Source organism: Enterobacter sp. DSM 30060 (assembly GCF_013375955.1).
GTDB lineage: Bacteria > Pseudomonadota > Gammaproteobacteria > Enterobacterales > Enterobacteriaceae > Enterobacter > Enterobacter intestinihominis.
Genome location: NZ_CP056118.1, coordinates 3,127,379 through 3,140,582 on the forward strand (window position 1 = coordinate 3,127,379; position 13,204 = coordinate 3,140,582).

At 55.6% G+C, this 13,204-nt stretch carries 10 protein-coding genes; 9 read left to right on the top strand and 1 reads right to left on the bottom strand.

Annotated features, from left to right (window positions below; all coding sequences use genetic code 11):
• Nucleotides 1–631 precede the first annotated feature (631 nt).
• The 8 genes from sdhC (at nucleotide 632) to sucD (ending at nucleotide 10,294) form a co-directional block, all read left to right on the top strand.
• Complete coding sequence (gene sdhC, locus HWQ15_RS14850; protein WP_026080740.1) at nucleotides 632–1,036, top strand: succinate dehydrogenase cytochrome b556 subunit; 405 nt, start codon at nucleotides 632–634, stop codon at nucleotides 1,034–1,036.
• Nucleotides 1,030–1,377, top strand: coding sequence for a succinate dehydrogenase membrane anchor subunit (gene sdhD, locus HWQ15_RS14855; protein WP_003858621.1), 348 nt, complete (start codon nucleotides 1,030–1,032; stop codon nucleotides 1,375–1,377). Before sdhC ends, sdhD begins: the two co-directional genes overlap by 7 nt.
• Entirely contained in the window at nucleotides 1,377–3,143 is a 1,767-nt protein-coding gene (sdhA, locus tag HWQ15_RS14860) for a succinate dehydrogenase flavoprotein subunit (RefSeq protein WP_003858619.1), read from the top strand. The genes sdhD and sdhA overlap by 1 nt, the downstream gene beginning before the upstream one ends.
• A gap of 15 nt (nucleotides 3,144–3,158) precedes the next feature.
• On the top strand, nucleotides 3,159–3,875 hold the full coding sequence (locus HWQ15_RS14865) for a succinate dehydrogenase iron-sulfur subunit (protein WP_022647461.1): 717 nt from the start codon (nucleotides 3,159–3,161) through the stop codon (nucleotides 3,873–3,875).
• Nucleotides 3,876–4,113: 238 nt separating this feature from the next.
• A complete protein-coding gene (gene sucA / locus HWQ15_RS14870) occupies nucleotides 4,114–6,921 on the top strand; it encodes a 2-oxoglutarate dehydrogenase E1 component (RefSeq protein WP_022647462.1) in 2,808 nt (935 codons plus the stop codon).
• Nucleotides 6,922–6,935: 14 nt separating this feature from the next.
• Nucleotides 6,936–8,162: a 2-oxoglutarate dehydrogenase complex dihydrolipoyllysine-residue succinyltransferase gene (gene odhB / locus HWQ15_RS14875; RefSeq protein ID WP_023299612.1), complete on the top strand. Its 1,227-nt coding sequence runs from the start codon at nucleotides 6,936–6,938 to the stop codon at nucleotides 8,160–8,162.
• Nucleotides 8,163–8,258: 96 nt separating this feature from the next.
• Nucleotides 8,259–9,425, top strand: a complete 1,167-nt coding sequence (gene sucC, locus HWQ15_RS14880) for an ADP-forming succinate--CoA ligase subunit beta (protein WP_022647464.1) — start codon at nucleotides 8,259–8,261, stop codon at nucleotides 9,423–9,425.
• On the top strand, nucleotides 9,425–10,294 hold the full coding sequence (gene sucD / locus HWQ15_RS14885) for a succinate--CoA ligase subunit alpha (RefSeq protein ID WP_006809578.1): 870 nt from the start codon (nucleotides 9,425–9,427) through the stop codon (nucleotides 10,292–10,294). The genes sucC and sucD overlap by 1 nt, the downstream gene beginning before the upstream one ends.
• An 86-nt stretch (nucleotides 10,295–10,380) precedes the next feature.
• Here the strand turns inward: sucD and HWQ15_RS14890 are convergent, their stop codons facing one another.
• On the bottom strand, nucleotides 10,381–11,097 hold the full coding sequence (locus HWQ15_RS14890; protein WP_022647465.1) for a GntR family transcriptional regulator: 717 nt from the start codon (nucleotides 11,095–11,097) through the stop codon (nucleotides 10,381–10,383).
• Between the two features lie 171 nt (nucleotides 11,098–11,268).
• Between HWQ15_RS14890 and mngA the strand changes: the two genes are divergently transcribed.
• Nucleotides 11,269–13,185, top strand: coding sequence for a PTS 2-O-a-mannosyl-D-glycerate transporter subunit IIABC (gene mngA / locus HWQ15_RS14895; RefSeq protein ID WP_063216339.1), 1,917 nt, complete (start codon nucleotides 11,269–11,271; stop codon nucleotides 13,183–13,185).
• Nucleotides 13,186–13,204 lie beyond the last annotated feature (19 nt).

Below are 13,204 nucleotides of genomic sequence, written 5' to 3' on the forward strand. Positions count from 1 at the left end.
TCCTTAGCGCCTTATGCTTAAGACTGCGCTTTACCGGATTTGCTTTCAGCTGTTAATCATCGTTACCAGATTGTTATTTGGCTTACCGCTCAGCTCACGAGGAGAAACCAGGGTACAGAGCTATGGCGCCTTGCAGGTAAACGAATGAAATATCAGTGAAACAACAGCAAATCAGCGTTTTTGCAGTCCGAATTATTCAAACCTGTATATCACTAATAACTGTCCTGATAACTTCGGTCAATACCATCACACTGTTACATAACTATTTGTCAGGTGAAAGAGAGACCTCATAACTTTTGCGCATTATATGCCTTTTCTGATGACGTTTGTAACAATATTGTTTAACATTTGTCAAATCAGATGATTAAAAATTAAAAAGATGTTGTTATCGTGACCCCGATCACTGTTCCAGAGAAAACCCAACAAACTGTATGTAGGTTAATTGTAATGATTTTGTGAACGGCCTATACTGCCGCCAGGTCTCCGGAACACCCTGCAATCCCGAGCCACCCAGCGTTGTAACGTGTCGTTTTAGCATTTGGAAGCAATGTTTTGCATGACGCGCAGTTATAGAAAAGGAACGCTGTCTGACCCGCATCGCAGTCCGGAGGAAGGAAACAATAAGAACAGCATGTGGGCGTTATTCATGATAAGAAATGTGAAAAAACAAAGACCTGTCAATCTGGATCTCAAAACGATCCGATTCCCTGTAACAGCAATAGCGTCCATTCTGCACCGTGTTTCTGGTGTGATTACGTTTGTGGCGGTTGGTATCTTGCTGTGGTTACTGGGAACCAGCCTCTCATCTCCTGAAGGATTCCTCCAGGCCTCAGCCATCATGAACAGCTTCTTCGTGAAATTTATCATGTGGGGTATTCTGACCGCGCTGGCCTATCACGTGGTTGGCGGCGTTCGCCATATGCTGATGGACTTTGGCTACCTGGAAGAGACGTTCGAGGCCGGTAAACGTACCGCTAACATTTCATTTGTGATCACTGTCGTGCTTTCACTTCTCGCAGGAGTTCTCGTATGGTAAGCAACGCCTCCGCATTAGGACGCAACGGCGTACATGACTTCATCCTGGTCCGCGCTACCGCCATCGTCCTCACGCTCTACATCATCTATATGATCGGTTTCTTCGCCACTAGCGGCACACTGACGTGGGAAATCTGGAGTGGTTTCTTCGGATCGGCCTTCACCAAAGTGTTCACCCTGCTGGCCCTGTTCTCCATCCTTATTCATGCCTGGATTGGCATGTGGCAGGTGTTGACCGATTACGTTAAACCGCTGGCGATTCGCCTTCCGCTGCAACTGATTATTGTTGTTGCTCTGCTGGTTTACGTCATTTATGGATTTGTTGTGGTGTGGGGTGTGTAATGAAACTGCCAGTCAGAGAATTTGATGCTGTTGTGATTGGTGCGGGTGGCGCAGGTATGCGTGCCGCACTGCAAATTTCCCAGAGCGGCCAGACCTGTGCGCTGCTCTCTAAAGTATTCCCGACCCGTTCCCACACTGTGTCTGCGCAGGGCGGTATCACCGTTGCGCTGGGTAATTCCCATGAAGATAACTGGGAATGGCACATGTACGATACGGTAAAAGGTTCCGACTACATCGGCGACCAGGATGCCATCGAATATATGTGTAAAACCGGCCCGGAAGCGATTCTGGAGCTGGACCACATGGGTCTGCCGTTCTCCCGTCTGGAAAATGGCACCATCTATCAGCGTCCGTTTGGCGGCCAGTCGAAAAACTTCGGCGGCGAACAGGCGGCACGTACCGCAGCAGCGGCTGACCGTACCGGTCACGCTTTGCTGCACACCCTTTATCAGCAAAACCTGAAAAACCACACCACCATCTTCTCCGAGTGGTATGCGTTGGATCTGGTGAAAAACGCCGATGGCGCGGTGGTGGGTTGTACCGCACTGTGCATTGAAACCGGTGAAGTGGTCTATTTCAAAGCGCGCGCAACCGTGCTGGCCACCGGCGGCGCAGGCCGTATCTATCAGTCCACTACCAACGCCCACATCAACACCGGTGACGGCGTTGGGATGGCTATCCGCGCTGGCGTGCCGGTGCAGGACATGGAGATGTGGCAGTTCCACCCAACCGGTATCGCCGGTGCGGGCGTGCTGGTGACAGAAGGCTGCCGTGGTGAAGGTGGCTATCTGCTGAACAAACATGGCGAGCGCTTCATGGAGCGTTATGCCCCGAATGCGAAAGACCTGGCGGGCCGTGACGTGGTGGCGCGTTCCATCATGATCGAAATCCGTGAAGGCCGCGGCTGCGACGGCCCTTGGGGCCCGCACGCGAAGCTGAAACTCGACCATCTGGGTAAAGAAGTGCTGGAATCCCGTCTGCCGGGCATTCTGGAACTGTCCCGCACCTTCGCCCACGTCGACCCGGTGAAAGAGCCGATTCCGGTTATCCCAACCTGTCACTATATGATGGGCGGTATTCCGACCAAAGTGACCGGTCAGGCGCTGACCGTGAACGAGCAGGGCGAAGACGTGGTCATCCCTGGTCTGTTCGCGGTAGGCGAAATTGCCTGCGTATCCGTGCACGGCGCAAACCGTCTGGGCGGCAACTCCCTGCTGGACCTGGTGGTATTTGGCCGTGCGGTGGGGCTGCATCTCCAGGAATCTATTGCCGAGCAGGGCGCGTTGCGTGATGCGACCGACGACGAAATTGATGCCTCTCTTGAGCGCCTCAACCGCTGGAACGGCAACCGTAACGGCGAAGATCCGGTAGAAATCCGTAAAGCGCTGCAAGAGTGTATGCAGCACAACTTCTCGGTATTCCGTGAAGGTGACGCGATGGCCAAAGGGCTGGAGCAACTGAAAGCGATCCGCGAGCGTCTGAAGAATGCCCGTCTGGACGATACCTCGAGCGAGTTCAACACCCAGCGCGTTGAGTGCCTGGAGCTGGATAACCTGATGGAAACCGCGTTCGCGACCGCGATGTCGGCAAACTTCCGTACCGAAAGCCGTGGCGCCCATAGCCGCTTCGACTTCCCGGATCGTGATGACGAAAACTGGCTGTGCCATTCCCTGTATCTGCCAGAGTCGGAAACCATGACGCGTCGTAGCGTTAACATGGAACCGAAACTGCGTCCGGCGTTCCCGCCGAAGATTCGTACTTACTAATGCGGAGACAGGATAATGAAACTCGAATTCTCAGTTTATCGTTATAACCCGGATGTAGACGATGCTCCGCGTATGCAGGATTACACCCTCGAAGCGGAAGAAGGTCGTGACATGATGCTGCTGGATGCTTTAATCCAGCTGAAAGAAAAAGATCCTACGCTGTCGTTCCGCCGCTCCTGCCGTGAAGGGGTATGTGGCTCTGACGGTGTAAACATGAACGGCAAAAACGGTCTGGCCTGTATCACGCCAATTTCAGCGCTACAGCGTGCAGGCCAGAAAATTGTCATCCGTCCTCTGCCTGGCCTGCCGGTCGTGCGTGATTTGGTGGTGGACATGGGGCAATTCTATGCACAATATGAGAAGATTAAGCCTTACTTATTGAATAATGGGCAAAATCCACCCGCTCGCGAGCACTTACAGTCGCCTGAGCAGCGTGAAAAACTCGATGGGTTGTACGAGTGTATTCTCTGTGCATGCTGTTCAACGTCATGCCCGTCATTCTGGTGGAACCCGGATAAATTTATCGGCCCTGCGGGTCTGCTGGCTGCCTATCGCTTCCTGATCGACAGCCGCGATACCGAAACCGAGAATCGTCTGGAAGGGTTAAGTGACGCTTTCAGCGTATTCCGCTGCCATAGCATCATGAACTGCGTCAGTGTGTGTCCTAAGGGGCTGAACCCGACGCGCGCCATCGGCCATATTAAGTCGATGTTGTTGCAGCGCAGTGCGTAAGTAACAACGCCGGATGGCGCTGCGCTTATCCGGCCTACGTAACAGTAGGCCCGGTAAGCGTAGCGCCACTGGGCAAATTGCAGAAACCTTTAAAAACTGCCCTGAAGTTTAGACAGTTTCTAAAGGTTCCTTCGCGGGCCAAATGAAAAGAGCTCGCAGGTGAACCCCGGCACGTACACGTGGTGTGCGTGGTAGTTTCTACGGCGAAAGTAAGCATAAAAATGCTTAAGGGATCACGATGCAGAACGGCGCAATGAAAGCCTGGCTGGACTCTTCTTACCTCTCTGGTTCAAACCAGAGCTGGATAGAACAGCTCTATGAAGACTTCTTAACCGATCCTGACTCAGTGGACGCAAACTGGCGTTCCATGTTCCAGCAGTTGCCTGGTACAGGGGTCAAACCGGATCAATTCCATTCAAAAACACGTGATTATTTCCGTCGTCTGGCGAAGGATGCCTCACGTTACTCTTCTGCGATTTCCGACCCTGACACCAATGCGAAGCAGGTAAAAGTCCTGCAGCTTATCAACGCTTATCGCTTCCGTGGTCACCAGCATGCGAATCTCGATCCGCTGGGACTGTGGCAGCAGGAACGTGTAGCGGATCTCGATCCGGCTTATCACGATCTGACCGAGGCCGATTTCCAGGAAAGCTTTAACGTAGGTTCCTTTGCCATCGGCAAAGACACGATGAAACTGGGCGATCTGATTGATGCGCTCAAGCAAACCTACTGCGGCTCCATCGGCGCGGAATATATGCACATTACCTCCACCGAAGAGAAACGCTGGATCCAGCAGCGTATCGAATCCGTGGCGGGTCACGCGAATTTCTCAGCAGACGAGAAAAAACGTTTCCTGAGCGAACTGACGGCAGCCGAAGGCCTTGAGCGCTATCTGGGCGCGAAATTCCCGGGCGCAAAACGCTTCTCACTGGAGGGCGGCGATGCGTTAGTCCCGATGCTGAAAGAGCTGATTCGTCATGCCGGTAAGAGCGGCACGCGCGAAGTGGTGCTGGGCATGGCGCACCGTGGCCGTCTGAACGTGCTGGTTAACGTGCTGGGTAAAAAACCGCAGGATCTGTTCGACGAATTTGCGGGTAAACATAAAGAGCACCTCGGCACCGGTGACGTGAAGTACCACATGGGCTTCTCGTCGGATATCGAAACCGAGGGCGGTCAGGTTCACCTGGCGCTGGCGTTTAACCCGTCGCACCTGGAAATCGTCAGCCCGGTGGTTATCGGTTCCGTGCGTGCGCGTCTGGATCGTCTGGACGAGCCGAGCAGCAATAAAGTGCTGCCAATCACCATTCACGGTGATGCGGCAGTCACAGGGCAGGGCGTGGTTCAGGAAACCCTGAACATGTCGAAAGCGCGTGGTTATGAAGTGGGCGGTACCGTTCGCATCGTAATCAACAACCAGGTGGGCTTCACCACCTCTAACCCGCTGGATGCGCGTTCTACCCCGTACTGCACCGACATCGGTAAAATGGTTCAGGCGCCAATCTTCCACGTAAACGCGGATGACCCGGAAGCCGTTGCTTTCGTTACCCGTCTGGCGCTGGACTTCCGTAACACCTTTAAGCGCGACGTGTTCATTGACCTCTTCTGCTACCGCCGTCACGGCCACAACGAAGCGGATGAGCCAAGTGCAACCCAGCCGCTGATGTACCAGAAAATCAAAAAACACCCGACGCCGCGTAAAATCTATGCTGACAAGCTGGAAAGCGAAAAAGTGGCGACGCTGGAAGATGCGACCGAAATGGTCAATCTTTATCGCGACGCGCTGGACGCGGGTGAATGCGTGGTCAAAGAGCTGCGCCCAATGAACATGCACTCCTTTACCTGGTCGCCGTACCTCAACCACGAGTGGGACGAGAGCTACCCGAACAAGGTTGAGATGAAGCGTTTGCAGGAGCTGGCTAAACGCATCAGCACCGTGCCGGAAGCGATCGAGATGCAGTCCCGCGTGGCCAAGATCTATGGCGACCGCCAGGCCATGGCGGCGGGTGAGAAGCTGTTCGACTGGGGCGGCGCGGAAACGCTGGCCTATGCGACGCTGGTTGACGAAGGTATTCCGGTTCGTCTGTCCGGTGAAGATGCGGGTCGTGGCACCTTTTTCCACCGTCATGCGGTTGTACACAACCAGTCTAACGGTTCAACCTATACTCCGCTTCAGCACGTGCATAACGGTCAGGGCCAGTTCAAGGTCTGGGACTCCGTGCTGTCAGAAGAAGCGGTTCTGGCCTTCGAATACGGCTACGCCACCGCAGAACCTCGCACCCTGACTATCTGGGAAGCGCAGTTCGGTGACTTCGCCAACGGTGCGCAGGTCGTCATCGACCAGTTCATCTCCTCCGGTGAGCAGAAGTGGGGCCGTATGTGTGGTCTGGTGATGTTGCTGCCGCACGGCTATGAAGGACAAGGGCCGGAGCACTCCTCCGCGCGTCTGGAGCGTTATCTGCAACTCTGCGCCGAGCAGAACATGCAGGTCTGCGTGCCGTCCACCCCGGCTCAGGTGTACCACATGTTGCGTCGTCAGGCGCTGCGCGGTATGCGTCGTCCGCTGGTGGTCATGTCGCCAAAATCCCTGCTGCGTCATCCGCTGGCGGTTTCGAGCCTGGATGAACTGGCTAACGGCACCTTCCTGCCAGCCATCGGTGAAATTGACGAGCTGGATCCGCAGGCCGTTAAGCGTGTCGTAATGTGTTCTGGTAAGGTTTATTACGACCTGCTGGAACAGCGCCGTAAGAACGATCAGAAAGATGTCGCCATCGTGCGTATCGAGCAGCTTTATCCGTTCCCGCATCAGGCGATGCAGGAAGTGCTGAAACAGTACGCTCACGTTCATGATTTTGTCTGGTGCCAGGAAGAGCCGCTCAACCAGGGCGCATGGTATTGCAGCCAGCATCATTTCCGTGAAGTGATTCCATTTGGGTCTGCCCTGCGTTATGCAGGTCGCCCGGCCTCCGCCTCTCCGGCGGTAGGGTATATGTCCGTTCACCAGAAGCAGCAACAAGATCTGGTCAATGACGCGCTGAACGTCGATTAATTAAAGGATACATAATGAGTAGCGTAGATATTCTTGTTCCCGACCTGCCTGAGTCCGTAGCAGATGCAACCGTCGCCACCTGGCACAAAAAACCAGGCGACGCGGTAACCCGTGACGAAGTGCTGGTAGAAATCGAAACTGACAAAGTGGTACTGGAAGTACCGGCTTCAGCGGATGGCATTCTGGATGCAGTCCTGGAAGACGAAGGTACGACCGTGACTTCTCGCCAGATCCTGGGTCGCCTGCGTGAAGGCAACAGCGCGGGCAAAGAGTCCAGCGCGAAATCTGAAGAGAAAGCGTCTACCCCAGCCCAGCGCCAGCAGGCGTCTCTGGAAGAGCAAACCAATGACGCGCTCAGCCCGGCGATCCGTCGCCTGCTGGCTGAGCACAGCCTCGATCCGGCAGCCATCAAAGGCACCGGCGTGGGTGGCCGTCTGACTCGCGAAGATATCGACAAGCATCTGGCAAAAGCGCCTTCAGAGGCGAAAGCGGAAGCGAAAGCCCCTGCGGCAGCACCAGCGGCACAGCCAGCTCTGGGCGCACGTAGCGAAAAACGCGTGCCGATGACCCGCCTGCGCAAGCGCGTGGCCGAGCGTCTGCTGGAAGCGAAAAACTCCACCGCGATGCTGACCACCTTCAACGAAGTCAACATGAAGCCAATCATGGACCTGCGCAAGCAGTACGGTGACGCGTTTGAAAAACGTCACGGTATCCGTCTGGGCTTCATGTCCTTCTACGTGAAAGCGGTAGTTGAAGCGCTGAAACGCTACCCGGAAGTGAACGCGTCTATCGATGGCGATGACGTGGTTTACCACAACTACTTCGACGTCAGCATGGCGGTTTCTACCCCACGCGGCCTGGTCACCCCGGTTCTGCGTGATGTGGACACCCTGGGTATGGCTGACATTGAGAAGAAAATCAAAGAGCTGGCCGTGAAAGGCCGCGACGGCAAGCTGACCGTTGAAGACCTGACTGGCGGTAACTTCACCATTACCAACGGTGGCGTGTTCGGCTCGCTGATGTCTACCCCGATCATCAACCCGCCGCAGAGCGCGATCCTGGGTATGCACGCCATTAAAGATCGTCCAATGGCGGTAGACGGTAAAGTTGAGATCCTGCCGATGATGTACCTGGCGCTCTCATACGATCACCGCCTGATCGACGGCCGCGAGTCCGTAGGCTTCCTGGTTGCCATTAAAGAGCTGCTGGAAGATCCAACGCGTCTGCTGCTGGACGTTTAGTAACTATTTAGCATCACCTGCCCTGTAGGCCGGATAAGCGTAGCGCCGGTCTACAGGTTTGAAGATAACGATTACCCTGAAGGATGGATAGAACACATGAACTTACATGAATATCAGGCCAAACAGCTGTTTGCCAGGTCAGGCTTACCGGCTCCGGTGGGTTATGCCTGTACTACCCCGCGTGAAGCAGAAGAAGCCGCATCTAAAATCGGTTCCGGCCCGTGGGTAGTTAAATGTCAGGTTCACGCTGGTGGCCGTGGTAAAGCGGGCGGTGTGAAGGTTGTTAAGAGCAAAGAAGAGATCCGTGCGTTTGCTGAACATTGGCTCGGCAAGCGTCTGGTAACCTACCAGACAGATGCGAATGGCCAGCCGGTCAACCAGATCCTGGTTGAAGCGGCAACCGACATCGCGAAAGAATTGTACCTCGGCGCAGTCGTAGACCGTAGCTCCCGTCGCGTGGTGTTCATGGCATCTACCGAAGGCGGCGTGGAAATCGAAAAAGTGGCGGAGGAGACCCCGCACCTGATCCACAAAGTGGCAATCGATCCGCTGGCGGGCCCAATGCCTTACCAGGGACGTGAGCTGGCGTTCAAACTGGGTCTGGAAGGCAAGCTGGTTCAGCAGTTCACCAAGATCTTCATGGGGCTGGCGACCATCTTCCTGGAGCGCGATCTGGCGCTGATCGAGATCAACCCGCTGGTGATCACCACCCAGGGCGACCTGATCTGCCTCGACGGCAAGCTGGGCGCTGACGGCAACGCGCTGTTCCGCCAGGCGGATCTGCGCGAAATGCGCGACCAGTCTCAGGAAGATCCGCGTGAAGCGCAGGCTGCCCAGTGGGAGCTGAACTACGTGGCGCTGGATGGCAACATCGGCTGCATGGTTAACGGTGCGGGCCTGGCAATGGGCACCATGGACATCGTTAAGCTGCACGGCGGTGAGCCAGCGAACTTCCTCGACGTGGGCGGTGGCGCAACCAAAGAGCGCGTAACCGAAGCGTTCAAAATCATTCTCTCTGACAGCAACGTAAAAGCGGTTCTGGTGAACATCTTCGGCGGTATCGTACGTTGCGACCTGATCGCCGACGGTATCATCGGCGCGGTAGGAGAAGTGGGCGTTAACGTTCCGGTTGTTGTACGTCTGGAAGGGAATAACGCTGAACTCGGCGCGAAAAAACTGGCTGACAGCGGCCTGAATATTATTGCAGCGAAAAGTCTGACGGATGCAGCTCAGCAGGTTGTTGCCGCAGTGGAGGGGAAATAATGTCCGTTTTAATTAATAAAGATACCAAGGTTATCTGCCAGGGCTTCACCGGTAGCCAGGGGACTTTCCACTCCGAACAGGCGATTGCCTACGGTACGCAGATGGTTGGCGGCGTAACGCCAGGTAAAGGCGGCACCACGCACCTGGGCCTGCCGGTGTTCAACACCGTGCGTGAAGCAGTAGAAGCGACGGGCGCAACCGCGACCGTGATCTACGTTCCAGCGCCGTTCTGCAAAGACTCTATTCTGGAAGCGATCGACGCAGGCATTAAGCTGATCATCACCATCACCGAAGGCATCCCGACGCTGGATATGCTGACCGTGAAGGTGAAGCTGGACGAAGCAGGCGTGCGCATGATCGGCCCGAACTGCCCAGGCGTTATCACCCCAGGCGAATGCAAAATCGGCATCATGCCGGGCCACATTCACAAACCGGGCAAAGTGGGCATCGTGTCCCGTTCCGGTACCCTGACCTATGAAGCAGTTAAGCAGACCACCGATTACGGCTTCGGCCAGTCCACCTGCGTGGGCATCGGCGGTGACCCGATCCCTGGCTCTAACTTCATCGACATCCTGAAGCTGTTCCAGGAAGATCCACAGACCGAAGCGATCGTGATGATCGGTGAGATCGGTGGTAGCGCGGAAGAAGAAGCGGCTGCTTACATCAAAGATCATGTGACCAAGCCGGTGGTGGGTTACATCGCGGGTGTGACCGCGCCAAAAGGCAAACGTATGGGGCACGCGGGCGCGATTATCGCTGGCGGTAAAGGTACGGCTGATGAGAAATTCGCAGCACTGGAAGCCGCAGGCGTGAAAACCGTTCGCAGCCTGGCGGATATCGGTGAAGCACTGAAATCCATCATTAAGTAAGTCCTCTCTGCTCCCCGAATGGGGCGCGTTGAAGTATAAAAAAATGTCCGTTTCGACATGGTTGGCCGCTGTAAAGCGGCCTTTTTTTATTGCCTGCGTTTAGCCACCAGAGTGAATTTATAGTCGTCGGTGTTAAACACGTTGCGACTGTATTCAAATACCCGGCCGTCTTTAAGGAAGCCGCGGGAAACTTTTTCAAGAATTGGTTTTGCCGGATCGAGCGCCAGGGCGGCAATCGCCTCGTCCGATGGCATGACTGGCACCAGCTCCTGCTCGCTGCGATCGATAACCAGCTTTTTGACCTGCTCAATGTAATGGTATTTCGACTGTTCCATCACTTCCCAGGTGAGGTCGGGGAACATCGCCAGCGGCATCCATGTCTCTTCCAGATTCACCGGCTTTTCCCTGATGAAGCGTACGCGCTTGACGTGCCAGACCTTATCATCCGGATTGAGCGCCAGTTTTGCCGCGAGCCGCTCATCGGCTTTCACCACTTCGAAGACGCTGACGTCGCTGTGCGTATCAACGTTGCGATCCGCCAGTTTTTCGTAAAAGCCGGTAAGCTGATAAATATCGTAATTCACCCGCTCTTCTTTTACATACGAGCCACTGCCCTGAATGCTTTCGATGATCTGCTCGTCGGCGAGCAGCTTCAAAGCCTGCCGCACGGTGACACGGCTAACGTTAAATGCCTCCTGAAGGCTGGATTCCGTCGGCAGCGCGTCTCCGGGTTTTAATTCCCCGGCGTTAATCTTCTCGCGGAACGCATCGGCGATCTGCCGGTACATCGGTTTATTGCCCATTGTGTTACGCCTTTTTAATACCTTTTTAGGGGAATTATGCCTTCAGTGACTGATTTGTAAATAATACAAATTAAATACAAATATCGTTGTTAGTGAAAATGATCACATAAATGTATTATCCAGTCTGCCACAATCCTCCCCAGACAATAACTTTGGATAGGTGAGGATCTTATGAACCTGACGACTCTGACCGACCCCCGTGCTGTCTGCGTGCAGGCGCAGTTTACCAGCCGTGATGAGGCAATCCGTCAGCTTGCGACGCGGCTGGTAGCGTTGGGCAAAATAGCCGACGCCGATACGTTTCTGGCAGAGGTTTTCCATCGCGAATCGCTTGGCCCGACGGCGCTGGGCGAGGGGCTGGCCGTACCCCATGGTAAATCAGCGGCAGTAAAGGAAGCGGCTTTTGCCGTGGCAACACTGCGCGAGCCGCTGGCCTGGGAAGGCGTGGACGGACCGGAGGAGGTCGAGCTGATTTTTTTGCTCGCCATTCCTCCCGCACAAGCGGGATCAACGCATATTCAGGTGCTGACGGAACTGACGTCCCGCCTGGCGGATGACGATCTCAGGGCGCACGTGATGACGGCGACCAGCGCGGAAGCGGTGCTTGCTGCGCTGGAAACGGCGCCTGAGGCGCAAGAAACCGCCGTCGCAGAGAATGCCCCGACGATCGTCTGCGTTACCGCCTGTCCGGCCGGGATCGCCCATACCTACATGGCAGCGGAATATCTCGAAAAAGCGGGACGTAAGCTCGGCGTCAATGTAGTGGTCGAAAAGCAGGGGGCAAACGGTATTGAGGGGCGCATCACCGCGCAGCATTTGCAGGAGGCAAAAGCGTGTATCTTCGCGGCGGAAGTGGCGATCAAAGAGCGTGAGCGTTTTCAGGGGATCCCCGCCATTTCCGTGCCCGTCGCGGAACCCTTGCGCCATGCGGAAGCGCTCATTGAGCGTGCGCTGGCGCTACAGCCTGTATCCGATGCGCGTCCTGCGCACGTCGACACGGACGCGAAAAAGTCCGTTAAAACCGAACTCAAGCAAGCGCTGCTCAGCGGTATCTCCTTTGCGGTGCCGCTGATTGTCGCTGGCGGCACGGTGCTGGCCGTGTCGGTACTCCTGGCGCAAATCCTTGGCTTGCAGCACCTGTTCGATCAGGAAAACTCGTGGCTGTGGATGTACCGTAAACTGGGCGGTGGGATGCTCGGCATTCTGATGGTCCCTGTTCTGGCGGCCTATACCGCTTACTCGCTGGCGGATAAACCTGCGCTTACGCCGGGATTTGCGGCGGGCCTTGCCGCCAATATGATCGGCTCCGGCTTTCTGGGGGCCATCGTCGGCGGGCTGATTGCGGGCTACCTGATGCGCTGGGTGAAAAACCACATCCGGCTGAGTAGCCGCTACAACGGCTTTCTGACCTTTTATCTCTATCCGGTGATTGGCGTACTGGGCGCAGGCAGCCTGATGCTGTTTGTGATCGGCGAACCGGTGGCCTGGATCAATAACGCCCTGACCGCCTGGCTTAATGGTCTCTCCGGTGCGAACGCGTTGCTGCTGGGGGCGATCCTGGGCTTTATGTGCTCGTTCGATCTGGGCGGTCCGGTCAACAAAGCCTCTTACGCGTTCTATCTGGGCGCGATGGCCAACGGCGTATACGGGCCTTATGCGATCTTCGCCTCCGTCAAAATGGTTTCGGCCTTTACCGTGACGGCATCAACGATGCTGGCTCCGAATCTGTTTAAACAGTTCGAAATTGAGACCGGCAAATCCACCTGGCTGCTGGGGCTGGCGGGCATCACCGAAGGGGCAATTCCGATGGCTATCGAGGATCCGTTGCGAGTCATCGGCTCATTTGTTCTGGGGTCAATGGCGACCGGAGCGATTGTCGGAGCGATGGGTATTGGGCTCTCCACCCCGGGCGCGGGCATTTTCTCTCTCTTCTTACTGCATGATGCCGGGCTGGGCGGCGTGATAGCCGCTGCCGGCTGGTTTGGCGCCGCGCTGGTGGGCGCCGCAATCTCTACGCTCATTTTACTGCTCTGGCGACGCCAGGCCGTGAAGAGCGGTACCTACGTGACTGAAGACATACCATCCTAAACACGCACTGACAGGAAAC